The 17,265-nt window shown below is 71.2% G+C and carries 14 protein-coding genes; 6 read left to right on the forward strand and 8 right to left on the reverse strand.

Translation table 11 applies throughout. The features are described 5' to 3' along the window. Positions 1-168 precede the first annotated feature (168 nt). A complete protein-coding gene (locus tag AAHG03_RS24425; RefSeq protein ID WP_342153937.1) occupies positions 169-1,182 on the forward strand; it encodes an adenosine kinase in 1,014 nt (337 codons plus the stop codon). Positions 1,183-1,407: 225 nt separating this feature from the next. Next, complete coding sequence (locus AAHG03_RS24430) at positions 1,408-5,460, forward strand: PAS domain S-box protein (protein WP_342153939.1); 4,053 nt, start codon at positions 1,408-1,410, stop codon at positions 5,458-5,460. Between the two features lie 15 nt (positions 5,461-5,475). Here the strand turns inward: AAHG03_RS24430 and AAHG03_RS24435 are convergent, their stop codons facing one another. Both AAHG03_RS24435 and AAHG03_RS24440 read right to left on the reverse strand, forming a co-directional pair. Beyond that, positions 5,476-5,895 (reverse strand): FKBP-type peptidyl-prolyl cis-trans isomerase, encoded by a 420-nt coding sequence (locus AAHG03_RS24435; protein WP_342153941.1) that lies wholly within the window; start codon positions 5,893-5,895, stop codon positions 5,476-5,478. A 268-nt stretch (positions 5,896-6,163) separates the two neighbouring features. After that, the gene (locus AAHG03_RS24440; protein ID WP_342153943.1) at positions 6,164-6,625 is read right to left on the reverse strand and encodes a hypothetical protein; all 462 of its coding nucleotides are present in this window, start codon (positions 6,623-6,625) and stop codon (positions 6,164-6,166) included. A 250-nt stretch (positions 6,626-6,875) separates the two neighbouring features. Between AAHG03_RS24440 and AAHG03_RS24445 the strand changes: the two genes are divergently transcribed. Together AAHG03_RS24445 and AAHG03_RS24450 are read left to right on the forward strand one after the other, a co-directional pair. After that, positions 6,876-8,096 carry a CaiB/BaiF CoA transferase family protein gene (locus AAHG03_RS24445; RefSeq protein ID WP_342153945.1) on the forward strand — a complete coding sequence of 407 codons (1,221 nt, stop codon included), beginning with the start codon at positions 6,876-6,878 and terminating at the stop codon, positions 8,094-8,096. Positions 8,097-8,120: 24 nt separating this feature from the next. Then, positions 8,121-8,933 carry an enoyl-CoA hydratase/isomerase family protein gene (locus AAHG03_RS24450; protein WP_342153947.1) on the forward strand — a complete coding sequence of 271 codons (813 nt, stop codon included), beginning with the start codon at positions 8,121-8,123 and terminating at the stop codon, positions 8,931-8,933. A gap of 194 nt (positions 8,934-9,127) precedes the next feature. Here the strand turns inward: AAHG03_RS24450 and AAHG03_RS24455 are convergent, their stop codons facing one another. Continuing rightward, on the reverse strand, positions 9,128-9,805 hold the full coding sequence (locus AAHG03_RS24455; RefSeq protein WP_342153949.1) for a GntR family transcriptional regulator: 678 nt from the start codon (positions 9,803-9,805) through the stop codon (positions 9,128-9,130). A gap of 233 nt (positions 9,806-10,038) precedes the next feature. On the opposite strand from AAHG03_RS24455, the gene AAHG03_RS24460 reads away from it, so the two are divergent. Then, positions 10,039-11,082 carry a threonine aldolase family protein gene (locus tag AAHG03_RS24460; RefSeq protein ID WP_342153951.1) on the forward strand — a complete coding sequence of 348 codons (1,044 nt, stop codon included), beginning with the start codon at positions 10,039-10,041 and terminating at the stop codon, positions 11,080-11,082. A 97-nt stretch (positions 11,083-11,179) separates the two neighbouring features. Here the strand turns inward: AAHG03_RS24460 and AAHG03_RS24465 are convergent, their stop codons facing one another. From AAHG03_RS24465 to AAHG03_RS24485, 5 genes are all read right to left on the reverse strand, one after another. After that, on the reverse strand, positions 11,180-11,731 hold the full coding sequence (locus tag AAHG03_RS24465; RefSeq protein ID WP_342153953.1) for a Uma2 family endonuclease: 552 nt from the start codon (positions 11,729-11,731) through the stop codon (positions 11,180-11,182). Between the two features lie 45 nt (positions 11,732-11,776). Continuing rightward, positions 11,777-12,100, reverse strand: a complete 324-nt coding sequence (locus AAHG03_RS24470) for a hypothetical protein (RefSeq protein WP_342153955.1) — start codon at positions 12,098-12,100, stop codon at positions 11,777-11,779. 62 nt (positions 12,101-12,162) lie between these two features. After that, a complete protein-coding gene (locus tag AAHG03_RS24475) occupies positions 12,163-13,107 on the reverse strand; it encodes a class I SAM-dependent methyltransferase (protein ID WP_342153957.1) in 945 nt (314 codons plus the stop codon). Further along, on the reverse strand, positions 13,104-14,489 hold the full coding sequence (locus AAHG03_RS24480) for a glycosyltransferase (RefSeq protein WP_342153959.1): 1,386 nt from the start codon (positions 14,487-14,489) through the stop codon (positions 13,104-13,106). The genes AAHG03_RS24475 and AAHG03_RS24480 overlap by 4 nt, the downstream gene beginning before the upstream one ends. Continuing rightward, complete coding sequence (locus AAHG03_RS24485; protein WP_342153961.1) at positions 14,486-15,745, reverse strand: nucleotide disphospho-sugar-binding domain-containing protein; 1,260 nt, start codon at positions 15,743-15,745, stop codon at positions 14,486-14,488. Before AAHG03_RS24485 ends, AAHG03_RS24480 begins: the two co-directional genes overlap by 4 nt. 494 nt (positions 15,746-16,239) lie before the next feature. Here AAHG03_RS24485 and cobF point away from each other — a divergent pair, with 494 nt between their 5' ends. Further along, the gene (gene cobF / locus AAHG03_RS24490) at positions 16,240-16,995 is read left to right on the forward strand and encodes a precorrin-6A synthase (deacetylating) (RefSeq protein ID WP_342153963.1); all 756 of its coding nucleotides are present in this window, start codon (positions 16,240-16,242) and stop codon (positions 16,993-16,995) included. Positions 16,996-17,265 lie beyond the last annotated feature (270 nt).

Raw genomic sequence — 17,265 nt, forward strand, 5'->3', positions numbered from 1 at the left:
GGGTTCCGCTTCGCGGCCCCGGAATGACGGGGGTGGGTTGACGAAGCGCAGAGCGCTCCATTCGGCTGCAAGAGCGGCGACGCCTCGCGGACGAGCCGTTGCTTGACGCCCCATCGGCACGGTGCGACAGCCGCGGGATCATCTGACCCCGCGAGACTGGACGGACCGATGTCGCAACCCCTCGATCTCCTCGTCCTCGGCAACGCCATCGTCGATCTCATCGCGCATGCCGACGACGCCTTCCTGGTCGAACAGGGCGTGGCCAAGGGCGCGATGCAGCTCATCGACGAGGCGCGCGCCGAGGCGCTGTTCTCCGTGATGGGGCCGGCCACCGTAGTCTCCGGCGGCTCGGGCGCCAACACCGCCGTCGGCGCGGCGTTGCTCGGCGCCAAGACCGGCTTCGTCGGCAAGGTCCGCGACGACGAACTCGGCCGCCTGTTCAGCCACGACCTCAAGGCCACCGGCGTCGCGTTCGAGAGCGCCCCGGCGAGCGAGGGTCCGGCCACCGCTCGCTGCTTCATCCTGGTGACGCCGGACGGCGAGCGCACCATGAACACCTATCTCGGCGCCTGCCAGAAGCTGTCCTCCGACGACGTGGACGAGACTGCGGTGCGGGCCGCCCGCGTCACCTACCTCGAAGGCTACCTGTGGGATCCGCCCGCCGCCAAGGACGCGTTCCGCAAGGCGGTCGGCATCGCCCACGGCGCCGGCAACGCCGTGGCGCTGACGCTGTCGGACGCGTTCTGCGTCGATCGCTACCGCGACGAGTTCCTGGGGCTGATCCGCGAGGGCAGCATCGACATCCTGTTCGCCAATATCGGCGAGCTGCAGAGCCTCTATTCCACCGACGATCCGGACAAGGCGATCGCGGCGCTCCGCGACGAGCGCGGCGGCCACGGCAAGCACCTGCTCGGCCTCGTCACCCGCTCGGCCGAGGGCGCGCTGGTGGTGCGCGGCGGCGAGGTCCGCTCGGTCGAGGCCTCGCCGGTGCGCGAGGTGGTGGACACCACCGGCGCGGGCGACCTGTTCGCCGCGGGCTTCCTCGCCGGCCACGCCCGCGGCCTCGACTACGTGGCGAGCGCCCGCCTCGGCGCGCTCGCGGCGGCAGAGGTGATCGAGCATATCGGCGCCCGGCCGCAGCGCGACCTCCAGGCGCTCGCCCGCGAGCAGAAGCTGATCTGACGGGTTTCCGAGCCGGTTCGGCGCTCCGGTTGCCGAACCGTTTCCGGGATACGCGGATCACGGGATCGTGAAAGGGCGGTCCGGCCGTGGCAACGGCCTGTCCGCATTCGTGTTTTTGGGGCACGGGGACGAAACGCGCGCAGCGTTACCGACGCGTTAACCATTGCTTGCCCGGTCATGTGGAATCTGCGGCGTGCCGAACCCCGATTCGGCACTGACGCGAAGATGGCCGCCAGGAAGGCGGTCCCACGGAAGGCCGCCCCCGACGTGCGCACCGATCCGGGCCTGCGCTCCCCGCTGTTCCGCTCCGGCCCCGGAGTGGTGACGGCCTTCGCCTGCGCGCTGCTCATCGTCCTGCTCGGTGTGTGGCAGATTTCCCGCGCCTGGGACGCGGCGATGAGCAAGGCGCGCGACGATGTGACCAACATCAGCCGCGCGATGGCTCAGCACGCCACCGGCCTCCTCGACGGCATCGAGCTGACGCTCTCCGGCATGGCCGAGCGCGCCGGCAGCGAGGATCGCGCAGCGCTCTCGCACTACATCCGGCGCCGCGCCGAGGGCTCGGCCCATGTCCGCTACCTCGCCGTGCTCGACGCCGACGGGCACTGGCTTGCCGATTCGCGCGATCCCGAGGCCGGCCGCGCGCCGGAGCCGGGCCGCGACGACCTGCGCTGGCACCGCGCGCATCCGGGCACCAGCCTGTTCGTCGGCACGCCGCGGCCGGACCGGGGGCATGCCGGCCCCATCATCCCGATCTCCCGGCGGCTGACCCGGCCCGACGGCAGCTTCAGCGGCATCGTGGTGGCCGCCCTCGACCCCAAGGTATTGCAGGACGTCTACGACGGCGTTCGGCTCGACACCCGCGGCGCCATCGCCCTCTGGCACGAGGACGGGCGCCTTCTGGTGCGCCGCCCCGCGGTCGCGCCGACCGACCGGAGCTTCGCCGACACCGCGTTCTTCCGCGCGCTCAATGCGGGCGGCCGGGCGACGCACCTGCTCGAACTGCCCGGCGCCGTCGACGGCGTGCTGCGGCTCACCGGCTACGAGCGCCTCGCGCGCCATCCCTCGCTCATCGTCTCCGTCGGCGTCAGCCTCGACGACATCGTCGCGGCGTGGCGGCGCGAGGCGCTGATCACGGCCGCCGCCCTCGGGCTCGCCGTGCTGGCGCTGATCGGCCTCGGCATCGGCCTGGAGCGGCGCGAGCGCCGCATCCGCGCGGCGGAGCGCGAGGCGGTGGAAGCGCAATCGCTGTTCCGCGCCCTGTTCGACCATTCCACCGACGGCCTGTTCGTCCACCGGATCGAGCCCGACGGCACGGTGCGCCTGGAGGCGCTGAACGGCCGGGCCGCCGGGATGCTCGGGCGCCGCAGCGACGATATCAAGGGCCGGCCCCTGTACGAGATCCTGCCGCCGGACCTCCACGCCCCCGTCGCCGCCGACCTCGACGCCACGATCCGGGCGGGCGCCCCGCGGGCGTTCGAGCGCGGCGACGGGGAGGGGGGCCGCGTCTGGGAGGTCGTCCACGTGCCGCTGCACCGGCCCGATGGGCGGATCGGGCGCGTCTTCGCGGGCGCGCGCGACATCACCCACCTGCGCGAGGCGGAAGCCGCCGCGCTCGATGCCAACCGCCTCCTGCTCATGGCCGAGCAGATGGCCCATGTCGGCCACTGGCATCTCGACGTGGGAAGCGGCCTGATCCGCTGGTCGGACGAGGTCTACCGCATCCACGGCCGCGACCCGGCGACGTTCCGGCCGACCCTGGAAGACGGTCTCGCCGCCTACCATCCGGACGACCGCGACAGCGTCGCCGGGTTGATCGCTCGGGCGGTGGAGAGCCACGGCAGCTTCGAGTTCACCAAGCGTCTCGTGCGGCCCGACGGCGAGGTGCGCCACGTTCAGGCCCGCGGCATCTGCGTGCTCGGACCCGCGGGCGAGGACGGCGCACCCGTCGTCACCGGCCTGTTCGGCGTCTTCTCCGACATCACCCAGCGCATCCGCGCCGAGGCCTCGGTGGTGTCGAGCGAGGCGCGCTACCGCATGCTCGCTGACGCCGCCACCGACATGGTGGTGCAGACCGGCCCCGACGGGCGCTGCCTCTACGTGTCGCCCGCGGTGCGCGACCTCGTCGGCGGCGAGCCCGAGGCGCTGACCGGCACGCCGTTTTCCGACCTCGTCCATGCCGACGACGCGGCGGATTTCGCCGCGACGCTCGCCGGCCTCGCGGACGGCAGAAGGGACCGGGCCGTGAGCGTCGCCCGGCTGCGCCACCGCGACGGGCGCTGGATCTGGGTCGAGGCCTCGCTGAAGGCCCTGCGCCTGCCAGGACGATGCTTCGGCGGCTTCGTCGCCTCGGTGCGCAACATCGACGAGCGCCGTCGCGCCGACGAGGCCCGCCGCGAGAGCGAGGCGCGCTACCGCCTGCTCGCCGACAACGCCTCCGACCTGATCGTGCTCGGCCATGCCGACGGGCGGCGCAGCTACATCTCGCCCGCCGTCACCGCGATGCTCGGCTACACGGTGGAGGAGGCCCACGGCCTCGGCATGCGCGACTGGATCCACCCGGACGACCTCGCCGAGGTTTTTTCCACCACGCTCCGCCTCAGCGACGCGCGTCCGGCCGCCAGCGTCATCTACCGCCTGCGCCACAAGGCCGGCCACTACATCTGGGCCGAGGCCGCCTTCCGCCGCGTGCCGGGCGAGGCGGGCGACGTGCAGATCGTCACCGCGATCCGCGACGTCACCGAGCGCCAGCGGCAGGCCCGCCATCTCGAACAGGCCAAGGCGCAGGCCGAGGCCGGCGCGCGGATCAAGGCCGAGTTCCTGGCCAACATGAGCCACGAGCTGCGCACGCCGCTCGCCGGCATGCTCGGCACCCACGACCTGCTCCAGAGCGACCCGAGCCTGAACCCGGCTCAGCGCCGCCTCGTCGGCCTCGCCCAGGAATCGAGCCGCTCGCTGCTCACCATCGTCAACGACATCCTCGACTTCTCGAAGATCGAGGCCGGCGAGATGATCGTCGAGAGCGTGCCGTTCAGCCTGTCCGAACTAGTCGAGAGCTGCCGCAGGCTGGCAGCCGAAGCCGCCCGCGACAAGGATCTGGCGCTCACCGTCTCCATCGCCCCCGATCTGCCCGACTGGCTGAAGGGCGACCCGACGCGCATCCGCCAGATCCTGCTCAACCTCGCCACCAACGCGGTGAAGTTCACGGCCGGGGGGCGGGTGTCGATCGCCGTGACCCGCGCCGGCGCGCAGGGCGGCGTGCCGCTGGTGCGCATCGCAGTGTCGGACACCGGCATCGGCATCGCGGAGGACGCCCTGCCGCGTCTGTTCGAGCGCTTCAGCCAGGCCGACGGCTCGACCGCGCGCCGCTTCGGCGGCACCGGCCTCGGGCTCGCCATCTGCAAGCGGCTCGCGGCGCTGATGGGCGGCGAGATCGGCGTCGAGAGCCGGGTCGGCGCGGGCTCGACCTTCTGGTTCGCGCTGCCCCTGCCGCTGGCCCAGGCCGAGCGCCCGGCCTCCGCCCGGCCGGAACTGCTCGGCGCCGCGCCGAGCGTGCGCCGCATCCTGCTGGCGGAGGACAACCGCATCAATCAGGAGATCCTCACCACCGTCCTCCAACGGAAGGGCCACGCCGTCACCCTCGTCGGCAACGGCCGTGAGGCGCTGGAGGCCGTGAAGGCCGGCACCGGCTTCGACGTGATCCTGATGGACGTGCAGATGCCCGAGATGGACGGGCTGGAGGCCACCGCCGCGATCCGCGCCTTCGAGTTGGCGAACGGCCACGCCCGCCTGCCGATCATCGCGCTGACCGCCAATGCCATGAACGACGAGGTCGAGCGCTGCCGCTCGGCGGGCACCGACGCGCATGTGGCCAAGCCCGTGCACTGGCCCGACCTGTTCGGAACGATCGACCGGCTGTGCCGGGCGGATGCTCCGGCGCCGGCCCGCATCCTCGACGAGGCGATGCTGGAGATGATGGCAGGCGTGGTGGGCCGCGAGCGGATCGGCGACCTCTTGGCGGCGGCGATGCGCGAGATCGAGCGGCGGGTCGGCCTGCTCTGCGCCGCCGAGATCGGCGCCAGGGACTTCGCCACCGAGGCGCACGCGCTCGTCTCGCTCAGCGGCCAGCTCGGCTTCGTCGAGCTGTCGGAGCTGTGCCGCGATCTGGAAAAACGCACGACCGGCGCGGACGGACGCCTACGCGCCGCCGAACTGCGCGAGGCGGCGGAGCGGGCCCGCAACGCCATGGCGACCAGCGCCTACGCCAAGGCGGCGTAGGCGCGAGGCTTCAACTCAACGGGAGCCGATCAGCTCGACGTCGAAGATCAGCGTGGCATTCGGCGGGATGACGCCGCCCGCGCCGCGGGGGCCGTAGCCCAGCTCCGGCGGGATGGTGAGGATGCGGCGACCGCCGGCCTTCATCGTGGCGACGCCCTCGTCCCAGCCGCGGATCACCTGGCCGGCGCCGATCTTGAAGCTGAAGGGCTGGCCGCGGTCGCGGGAGGAATCGAACTTCTTGCCCTTCTGACCGCCGCCGGCATCGAGCCAGCCGGTGTAGTGCACGGTGACCTGCTGGCCGGTCTGCGGCTCGGGGCCGGTGCCGACCACCTCGTCGACGTAGGACAGGCCCGAGGGCAGCGTGACGGGCTGGGCGGAAGCGGCTGCGGTCATGGCGAGGGCGATGGCTCCGGCGATGGGAAGGATCGGACGCATGAATCTCGTCTCGGCGCGTCGTTCGCGACGACGGGCCGGCGGGTTACCACGCTGCTGTTCGGAAAGCGAATTTTTGGGAATGGGGTAGGTTGGGGGCGCAGGGGAGCCCGGGGGTTCACCGCCCTTCTCTCATTCCCCTCACCGTCATTCCGGGGCCGCGCAGCGGAACCCGGAATCCACCCGTGATGCGCGGCCATACGAGGCGTCGCGGCCAGTCGTGGATTCCGGGTTCGCTTATCAGCGCCCCGGAATGACGGGGGTCAGTTTCTCAGTACCGCGCACTGAGCGCGGCGCGCTCGGTCACGCAGGCGCCTGCCGCCGGGCCGACCACGAGGTCGCCCTGGCGCGGGTTGTTCAGCGCCAGCGGCGCGGTGTCCTTGCGGCCCCAGAAGCCGCCGCCGAGCTGCTCCTCGAAGAAGCCGTCGCCGAACCGGATGTAGCAGCGGTCGATCACCGCGACCGTGCCGTAGCTCGCCCGGAACGCCGCGCCCTCGGGGCCGGCGCCGGGGCCGCAGGTCAGGGCCACGTCGATGCGGCCGGACTGGTTGAAGCGGATCGCCTGCGAGCGGTGCGGGCGCACCGCGACCCAGGGGCCGCCGTCGCGGCTGACGAGGGCGGTGTAGCCCGAGCGGTTGACGATCTGCCGGGTGCAGCCGGCCTCGGCCGCGCTCGTTGTCACGAACCCGCCGAGGAGGGCCGCGAGGCCGACCACCGTTCTCACCCCGTGCATCCCGTCTCTCCCGTCCCGCGCCATACGGCCACGCTCGCGTCGATAACCGCCTGGGCGGGCTGCGCGTTCCCGCGCACGATACGTACCGAGTACCGACAAGCCGCCGAAGGATCGCACAAGGCCGCGGTTGCCCCGAGACCGGCGGACTGCGTAAGCTCGATTCATAATTCAACGGCTCGCGGGCAGCGCGGGCGGGGGGAACTGCGATGGGCCGAGGCCATATCTTCGTGCCGCCGCATCGAGGCGCGTGATGGCCGAGCCGCCCCGTTCCGGGCCGCTCGCGGGCCTGCGCGTGATCGAACTCGCCCACATCATGGCCGGCCCGGTCTGCGGGCTGATGCTCGGCGACATGGGCGCCGAGGTGATCAAGGTCGAAAAAATCGATGGCGGCGACGACACCCGCCGCTCGGTGCCGCCCGCCATCGAAGGCGAGAGCGCCGCCTACATGATGATGAACCGCGGCAAGCGCGGCATCAGCCTCGACCTCAAGAACCCGGACGGCAAGGCGGTGCTGCGCCGGCTGCTGGCGGGAGCCGACGTGCTGATCGAGAACTACCGCGCCGGCACGATGGAGCGGCTGGGCCTCGGCTACGACGTGCTGAAGGCCGAGTTTCCGGCGCTGATCTACTGCTCGCTCTCCGGCTTCGGCCGCTCCGGTCCCTATGCCGAGCGGGCCGGGTTCGATCTGGTGGCGCAGGGCATGAGCGGGCTGATGAGCATCACCGGCGAGGGGCTGGGGCGCCCGCCGATGAAGTGCGGCCCGCCCGTCACCGACATCACCGCCGGCCTGCTCGCCGCGATGGGCGTGCTGGCAGCCTACGCCCATCGCCTCAAGACCGGCGAGGGTCAGATCGTGGACACCTCGCTGTTCGAGGCCGGCATCACCCTGACCTACTGGCAATCGGCCATCGCCATGGCGACGGGCGCCGCGCCGGGGCCGATGGGCTCGGCTCACCCCCTCAACGCCCCCTACGAGGCATTCGAGACCGCGGACGGGTGGATCACCATCGGCGCGGCCAACCAGACCAACTGGCTGCGGCTGCTCGGAGTGCTCGGCGCCGAAGACCTCTCGGCCGATCCGCGATTTTCCGCCAATCGCGACCGGATGGCGAACCGCGAGGCGCTGGCCGCAGCGCTCGCCCCGCATTTCCGCCGGTCCCCGTCCGCCGATTGGCTCGCCCGGCTGGAAGCGGGCGGCGTGCCCGCCGGGCCCGTGCTCGACGTGCTGGCGATGCAGGCCGACCCGCATACACGCGCCCGCGCGATGGTGGTCGAAGTCGATCACGCCCGCGCCGGGCGGATGGAGACACTGGGCCTGCCGGTGAAATTCTCGCAGACGCCCGGCCGCGTCCACGGCCCGGCGCCGCTGCTCGGCGAGCACAGCCGCGCGATCCTCGCCGAGGTCGGCTACGATGCGGGGCAGATCGACGATCTGATCGCCCGCGGCATCGTCGGCGAAACCGCAGCCTGATCCGAAAAAACCGGAGCCTGACCGATGACGACCGAGGCCGCCTTGAGCGACGAACTCCTCTACGCGGTCGATGACGGCGGCATCGCCCGCATCACCCTCAACCGGCCCCAGGCCCGCAACGCGCTCACCTTCGCGATGTACGAGCGGCTGGTCGAGCTGTGCGGGCGGATCGAGGCCGACCGCTCGGTCAAGGCGGTGATCGTGACGGGCGCGGGCGACAAGGCCTTCGCCGCCGGCACCGATATCGGCCAGTTCCGCAATTTTCGCACGGCCGAGGAGGCGCTGGGCTACGAGCGCTTCATGGACAAGGTTCTCGGCAGCCTGGAGCGGCTGCGGGTGCCGACCATCGCCGCGGTCGCGGGCGCCTGCACCGGCGGCGGCATGGCGATCGCCGCGGCCTGCGACCTGCGCATCGCCTCCCAGGACGCCCGCTTCGGCATCCCGATCGCGCGCACGCTCGGCAACTGCCTGTCGCAATCGACCCTGCGGCGGCTCTCGGGCCTGATCGGCGCGCCGCGGGTGAAGGACATCCTGTTCACCGCCCGCCTCGTCGGCGCCGACGAGGCCCGCGCCATCGGCTTCGCCAACGAGGTCGTGGCGGACGCCGCCGCCGTGCAGGCCCGCGCGAGCGAACTGGCGACCCTGCTCGCGAGCCACGCCCCGCTCACGCTGCAGGCGACCAAGGAGGGCCTGCGCCGCCTGTCCAAAGGGCAGGCCAGCGAGGGGCAGGACGCATCCGGCGACGACCTGATCGTGCTCTGCTACACCAGCGAGGATTTTCGCGAGGGCATGGACGCGTTCCTGTCCAAGCGCCCGCCCGCGTTCAGGGGGCGGTGAGGGCGGGGCCAGCGCTCCTCCCACACACCCCCCTCATCCTGAGGTGCTCAGCCGAAGGCTGAGCCTCGAAGGAGGGCTCCAGCGAGTCGCGCGATCCCTGGAGCCCTCCTTCGAGGGCCGCTGACGCGGCCACCTCAGGATGAGGGCGGTGGGTGGGATTGCCGGGAGAACCGCCGGGCTGGCGCTTCCCCGCCTCAGCCGTCCTCCTCGCCGTACATCGCGGCGATCACCGGCTTCTTCGAGCGGATGTGATTGCGCATCACCGTGGCGAGCGCGTCGCCGTCGCGGGCGCGCAGGTGTTTGATCATCCGCTCGTGCTCATCGACCGCCTTGGCCCATTGCTCGTCGGTCTGGTGGGCGGTGTAGCGGGTGCGCTGGATGCGGCCGGTGAGCCCGTCGTAGAGGCTGCGCAGCTTGGTGTTGCGGCTCGCCTGCATGATCGCTTCGTGGATCTCGCGGTTGAGCCGGAAATACGGGGCCGTGTCGCGCGCCTTCCAGGCCTCGATCATCGCGTCGTGCTTGGCCGCGATGGCCTCGATCTCGGCATCGCTGATGACCCGGCAGGCGATGTCGCAGGCCGTGGCCTCCAGGCCGGCGACGATCTCGATCATCTCCTCCAGCTCGGTCTGCGAAATGCTGGCGACCCGCGCACCGCGATTCGGCAGCAGCTCCAGAAGACCTTCCGTCGCCAGGATCTTGATCGCTTCGCGCAGCGGCGTGCGCGAGATGCCGAAACGCTCTGTCAACTCGCTCTCGTTGACCCGCGCGCGCGGCTCCAACTCGCCGTCGTTGATCAGCTCGCGCATGCGGTCGGCCACCTCGTCGTGGAGGTAGCGCCGGCTGATCCCGATACTGGGCTCAATTCTATTCATCGAGCGGTCAAATCATTCTTGAATGCGAGATTTCGCGATTCGATGTCTAGGGAGCGGCTCGTCCGATGTCGAGGCAGGACCGGCATCCCGACTTCGCGAGCCGGTTGAAAACCTTGTCGGTGTCGCCGGAAGCGCTCCCCGGCAGCGCCCGGACCGAGCTTGGCACGGTTTGTATTTTTCATGCAATATCGTGCCCGACCAGCCGGGCCCCGGCGGCGAGACACGAAACCGCGATGATCGACCTGTTCAGCGACACCCAGACCCGGCCGACGCCCGGCATGCGCGAGGCCATGGCCAGGGCCGAGGTCGGCGACGAGCAATCCGGCTCCGATCCCACCACCAACGCCCTGTGCGAGCGAGTGGCGGCCCTGCTCGGGCTGGAGGCCGGCGTGTTCATGCCGTCCGGCACGCTGTGCAACCTCGCCTCGATCCTCGTGCACACGCGGCGCGGCGACGAGATCATCGTCGACGACCAGTCGCACATCTACAACACCGAGGCCGCGGGCGCGGCGGCGCTCGGCGGCGTGTCGGTGCGGCCGCTGTCCACAAGGGTCGGGCTGTTCACGGCGGATGCCGTAGCCGCGGCGATCCGTCCCCGGCAACGCACCGCGCCGCGCTCGGCCCTGGTCTCGATCGAGCAGACCACGAGCTTTTCCGGCGGCACGGTGTGGGATCTCGCCGAGATGCGCCGCATCCGCGACGTGGCGCAGGGGCGCGGGCTGGTGGCGCATATCGACGGCGCCCGCCTGCTCAACGCGGTCGCCGCCACCGGCATCCCGGCCTCCGACTACGCCGCGGGCTTCGACAGCGCCTGGATCGATCTCAGCAAGGGGCTCGGCTGCCCGGTGGGCGCGGTCCTGTGCGGCTCCTCCGCGTTCGTGGAGGCGGCGTGGCAGTGGAAGTACCGGCTCGGCGGCGCCATGCGCCAGTCGGGCGTGCTCGCCGCGGCCGGGCTCTACGCGCTGGATCACCACATCGATCAGCTCGCCCGCGACAACGCCCACGCCAGGGAGCTTCACAAGGCGGTCGCCGGTCTACCGGGCCTCGATTTCGATGAGACGGCAGGGCAGTCGAACATCCTGTACTTCTCGGTTGAAGGCCTCGGCATCACGGGCGCGGAGTACGCCGCCGCCTGCCTGGAGGAGGGCGTGCGGGTGCGCGCGCTCGGCACCCACCACATTCGCGCCACCACCCATCTCGACGTGGACGCGGACGGCATCGCGCGGGCGGCCGAGGTGATGCGGGCGAAGGCTTTGGCCTTTGCCAAGAAGCGCTAAAGCATCGGCCCGAAAGGTGGGAGCCGGCTTTCGGAAAAAGCCGATGCGGCACAATAACTTAGCGCGTCGTCTTGGATATGATATCCAGGACGACGCGCTAAGCGTCGAAGAGAGCGGCGACCGGCAGCGTCAGGCCGGGCGGATCGAGGCGCAGTTCGCCGGACGAGGCGATCCGGGTCTCGATCAGCTCGCCCTCGCCGCGGCGGTGGTGGATGACCGTGCGCCGCTCAGCATCGACGATGAGGTAGTGAATCACGCTCGGCAGGCGGAAGTACCCCTGAAGCTTGTGGCCGGTATCGATGCGCTTCGTGCCGGGCGATAGCACTTCGACGACGATGATGGGGCTGTCCGCCTCCACGGCATCGTCGGATAAGAGTTCACCGCACTGTACGAGCGCATCCGGCTCGAAGGCGGTACGCGCATCGACCCGCACGGTCATGCCGTCGGGCAGCATTTCGCAGGGGAGGCCCGCGTCCGATATGGCGCGTTCGAGCGCGGACTGCACACGATACTTCACGCGGGTGTGCCGCGCTCGTTGCGGCGACATCGCCACGACCTCGCCGTCGATGAGTTCGTGGCGTCCCGGTTGCCCCTCGGCCCAGGTGAGGAACGCATCGACGGTCATGTCGGCTTTAGCCTGGACGCTCATGTTTCGAGACTAACACAGGGCCTTCATGCCGCGAAGGCGGCGCCGCTACGGCTGCAACGCCTTCGCCTCGCACTGCGCGTAGTCGCTCGCCGCCTTCACGTAGGCGTTCAGCTTCTGCAGGTAGGCCTCGGCGAGCGGCCGGTAGGTTTGGACCTGCGCGTTGTAGGCCTTCACGGCGTCGTTGAAGCTGTAGGCCTCCCAGCCGGGGCAGCCGCCCTTGGCGTCGAGGCAAGCGGGTTTCTCGGGGCGCTTCGGCGCCGTCGGCCGCGCCTCCGCCGGGGGCGGGGCGGGCGGCATGCAGGGGGCGGCGAGCGCCGGGCCGGCGAGAAGGCCGATCAGGCCGAGGGCGGCGCGTCGTCGGGTCGTCATTGGCATGGTCCTCGATCCTGCCCCCATTCCGGGCGGCTTCTGTCCAAGTGGCCCGCTTCCCGTCAAGCGAGGGCCGGCTTGCGTGCGACCAGCAGCAGCGAGACGCCCTCGTCGCGGCCGGGCTTCGGCAGGGGCATGAACCGGCTCGCGAGATAGGCCGGGAGCGCGGCGGCGAGCGGCGCGAGGTGCCACGCGGCGGCGTGGCGGTAGTGGCGCGTCGTCGCCTTCACGGGCGAGAACCGGGCGAGCCAGTAGACGAACACGTCGGCGCGCGACCAGGGCACGACCAGCACCTCGGCCTCCGTCAGCCCGGCCCGCGCGGCGAGCGCCCGCAGCGCGGGGGCGGTCCACCATGTCAGATGGTGCGGCACGGCGTTGGTGAGCCAGTTCGGAACGCGGGTCGGGGCCGAGGGCACGTGCGGCACGCAGACGAAGGCGGAGCCGCCGGGGCGCAGGGCGGCGGCCATCTCGCGCATCAGTCCGAGCGGGTCCTCGACATGCTCCATCACCTGAAAGGCGCAGGCCGCGTCGTAGAAGCCCGAGCGCTCCGCCAGATGCTCGGCCAGCATCTCGGCCCGCGCCCACGGATTCTCGGAAGGGTCGCCGGAAAAGTTCGGGTCGAGGCCGGTATAGTCGGCCCGCGGCACGCGGTGGCGGAAGGTGCCGAAGCCGCAGCCGACATCGAGCACCCGCGCGCCCGGCGCGATGCACTCCGCGACGAGCCCGAACTCGGCCCGGCCGGCATCGCGCAGGTACCCCTGCATGAAGCGGCTACGGTAGAAGCCGGCATAGAAGCCCGCATCGCCCGCCCGCATGGGATCAAAGAAGTAGAGGCCGGTGGGCGATTCCCACAGGCCGAAGCGGGCGGCGCCGCGAAAGCTCGGGCGCGGATCGGTGCGGTGGACGATGCGCCACAGCGCCGTCAGCAGCCGGGCATCGACGACCTGCACCCGCCGTACCGCCGGTTCGCCGGTGACGGGGCAGAGGGGGTGAGCGGGCTCGCTCATCGGCGCATCCTCTCGCGGGCGAGACCGTCGATCCGGTCGGCGGCGATCGTTACACCGGGCTCCTCGGAGAGGCGTCGACCGACTTCGGCGGCCGCCTGCGCCATGCCGGCATCGGACACCGCGCGGGCGATCCGGGCAGCGAGTTCCTCCGGGCCGACCTGACGCAGCGGCACCGGCTCTTCCGCCGCGCCGAGCGCCGCGACGCGTCTTCCCCAAAAGAGCTGGTCGCCAAGCAGCGGCAGGATCACGCTCGGGCGCCCGGCGCGCAGCGCCGCCGCGGTGGTGCCGGCCCCGCCGTGATGCACCACGGCGGCGACGCGGGGGAACAGCAGGCCGTGGTCGGCGTGGCGGGTATGGGTGAGGTTCGGCGGCAGGTCGGCGGGCGGTTGCAAGCCCCCCGGCCCGGTCTGGAGGATCGCCCGGCCGCCCCACAGTTCGAGGGCGCGCAGCACCACCTCGGTGTTGCGCTTGGCTCCCCAGAACATCGAGCCGAAGCCGACATAGACCGGCGGCGGGCCGGCGCCGAGAAACACCTCGATATGCTCGCCGAGGCGGGCTTGCGGATCGGGCCGCGTCTGCCACGCCCCGGTCACCAGCGCCGGCACCGGCCAATCGCCGGGATCGGGGCTGAGCGCCGGGCTCCAGGCGGCGATGTGGTGCAGGCCGGCGAGATCCTTCGTCAGCGGGTTGGACAGCGCCCGCAGCCCCCGGCCAAGGCCGTGGCGGCGCCGGATCTCGGCGAAGGAACGGCGCCCGAACAGCGACAGCAACCGGAAGGATTCGTAGCTCAACCGGTTCTCGATCCGGCCGCGATCGACCCCGCCGAACAGTGAGGCCGACATCGTCCGGGTCGGCAGCAGCGGCTGGGCCATCACCCGCACCGCGGGAATGCCGAGTTCCCGCGCCAGCGGTCCGGCGAAGAAGGCGAAGGGGTTGAACACGACGATGTCGGCGTCGCGCATCTCGGTGAGACTCGTCTCGATCAGCGTGGTCAGCCGATCCTGGACGGCGCGGCGCAGATGCCCGATCAGCGGCAGGCTGGAGAGGCCGGCGGAGAAGTAGTTGCGGAACAGCGGCTCGAAGCGCGGGTCCTTCAGGATCGCCTCGAAGCCCTCGCCGGTCTCGACCGGCTCCAGGCCGAAGCCGCGCACGCTCTTGTGGTAGTCGCTGGTGGTGACGAGGCGGACCGCGTGGCCGCGCTCGGTCAGCGCCCGGCCCAGCACGCAGAACGGCATCACGTCGCCGCGTGTGCCGAAGGTGACGAGGACGGTGCGCGGTCGACGCCCCGCCTCGTTGGACTGGTCAGACACCTTCAAAAGACCCTGCTCGCCCCGCGAGGTGCTGTAGCGGCCCGGCCCCGGCTGCGAAAGGCCGACGCTCAAGCCAGCACCGGCTGACCGGTGCGCAGCAGCGTCTCGGTGAGGTCGGCGGCTCGCGCGACGCCCCCGGCGCGGGCGATCTCTTCACGCAGCCGCACGGACGCCGCGCGAAACGCGGGCTCGTCCCGCACGCGGGCGACCGCCGCCGCGAGCGCGTTGGCCGAGAGGCGCCAGCGCGGCAGGCCGATCCCGGCGCCGGCATGTTCCACCCGCACCGCGATGGCGCCCTGCTCGAAGGCGATCGGCACGACGACGAGCGGCACGCCCGCGGCGCAGGCATCGAGCACGGTGTTGAGCCCGCCATGCAGGATCGCCACGGACGCCTCCCGCAGCACCGGCCCCTGGGGCAGGAAATCGTAGGCGAGCGGCTTGCCCGGCAGGCGGGCGACCTGCGCCTCGCTCAGCCCGCCCGCATGGGTGAGGACGAGTTGCATCCCGGCCCGCTCGGCGGCCTCGGCGAAGCGGCGAAACACGGAAAAGCGCCCGCCCTGGAGCGAGCCGAGCGAGGCGTAGGCGAGCGGGCGCCCGTCGCGGGGGAGGGCGAGGCCGGGGGGCGAGGGAGCGCGGATCGGCCCGACATAGTGGAAGACCGGCGGCAGTTTTTGGCGCGGGAATTCCAGCCCCGCGACCGTCTGCGCAATCTGCAGATAGGCCGAAAGGGCATGATCGACCCGGCGGCGGGGACCGAGATTCCACCGATCCGCGTACTCGATTACAACCGATCCGATCGGGCGCATCAGGTACGCGGTGGCGCGATGACCGACGCGGTTGCGCGTCAGCGCCCAGGGCGCCGCATGGGGGCGCCAGGGCGTGAAGATCGGCGGCACCGCCGCCTCCCAGTTGATCGGCAGCGCGCTCGCCAGCGAAACGTGCGGCAGCCCGAGATGCATCGCGGCGAGCCCGCCCGCCGCCTCGACCTGATCGCAGACGATGAGGTCGGCGCCGATCGCCCGGAGCGCCGCGGGCAATTCGCGGCACAGCATCTCGGTGATGCCGGCGACGCGGCTCACCGTGCGGCGCACCCCGAACGGCCCGTTGAGGCGCCCGATCCCGCGGTTCATCTCGGCGAGGAATCCCGCCGGATGGCTCGACGCCCCGAGCGGGCGGAAGGCGAGGCCGCGCGTCTCCACGAAGCGGGCGACATCCGCCATGTGCAGGAAGGTGGCGCGGTGGCCGCGCCGCTCCAGCTCGGCCGCCAGCGCCAGCATCGGGTTGAGATGGCCGAGGAAGGGCGGCGCGACGAAGGCGATCTGCGCCATGACTTCTTCCGCGCGAATCGTGAGCGGCCGCCTTCCTGCGCGGCACTTCGCCGAGATGCAAGGCCACGCAACGGTCAAGCTGAAACCGCGGAGCCCGATCGCGCGTTCAGCAGTCCCGAAGCGGCGCTCGACCAGTCTTACGGCTGTTCATAAACCGTTAAGGATGTTTCGTCGGGAAGAGCCCGGGATTGCGTGAGTCACGGTGACGAAACGCACCGCGGCATCCCAGCGAAACAGATTAGGAGTTACTTAACGGATGTGGCGGCCAGCGGGCCAGCCGATGGAGCGAGAGCGATGAGCCAGCGTATCGAAGACATCAAGTTCATGGCGACGATGTCCTTCGTCACCCTGTTCGGCGTCTGCCTGACCGCCCTGGTCGGCTGAACCCCGCCGACCCTCCCTTTATGACCCCAAACGTTTAAGAAGCCGCTTCCATCGCTCCCGTCTCGGGGAGCCGTTTCGGGGACCAGGCGTCCCCGCGCAGGACGCGGACGTTGCGAACCATCCATCTCATCGGCATCGGCACGGGCAATCCCGAGCACCTGACGCTTCAGGGCATCCGGGCGCTCAACGCCATCGACGTCGTCTTCGCCCTCGACAAGGGCGAGGCCAAGTCCGGCCTCAACGCCGTGCGCCGGACGATCTGCGAGCGCTACCGCGAGCGGCCCGGCTGCCGCTTCGTCGAGGCGCCCGACCCCGAGCGCGACCGCCGCCCCGTCGATTACGGCCTCGCAGTGGACGACTGGCACGCCGCCCGCGCGGCCCTCTACGAAGACCTGATCGCGACGCATCTCGGCGCGGACGAGCAGGGCGCCTTCCTGGTCTGGGGCGACCCGGCCCTCTACGATTCGACGCTGCGCATCCTCGACCGCGTGCGCGCCCGCGGGCGCATCGATTTCGCCGTCTCGGTCGTGCCCGGCATCACCAGCGTGCAGGCGCTCGCCGCCAGCCACCGCATCCCGCTCCACCGCATCGGTGAGCCGGTCCGCATCACCACCGGCCGCCGCCTGCGCGAGGCCGGCGCGGTGGACGGCGCCACCGTGGTGATGCTCGACGGCGACCCGCGCTTCGACGGGCTCGACCCGGCGCTGACGATCTACTGGGGCGCCTATCTCGGCACGCCGGACGAGATTCTTTTAAGCGGCCGGCTCGGCGACGTGGCGGACGAGATTCGCCGGGTGCGGGCCGAAGCGCGGGAGCGGCAGGGCTGGATCATGGACATTTATCTGCTGGTGCCGCCGGAGACGTGAGGCGGTTTCGTTCGAGGCGCCTCATCCCACCCACACCCCTCATCCTGAAGTGCGCAGCGTAGCGAAGCCTCGAAGGAGGGCTCCAGAGATCGCGCGCTCCGCTGGAGCCCTCCTTCGAGGCCGCTTCGCGGCACCTCAGGATGAGGGCAGGGCTATCGCATATGACTTTTCGGCGCGTCGATCCGCGTTGAAGGCCATGCGTTGACGCCTCCTTATAGACAGGAGGTGATCGATGCTGGAAGTGCAGGGTTTGTTTTCGGCGGTGCCGGA

The sequence above is a fragment of the Methylorubrum subtropicum genome, assembly GCF_038442325.1.
Taxonomy (GTDB): Bacteria; Pseudomonadota; Alphaproteobacteria; order Rhizobiales; family Beijerinckiaceae; genus Methylobacterium; species Methylobacterium subtropicum.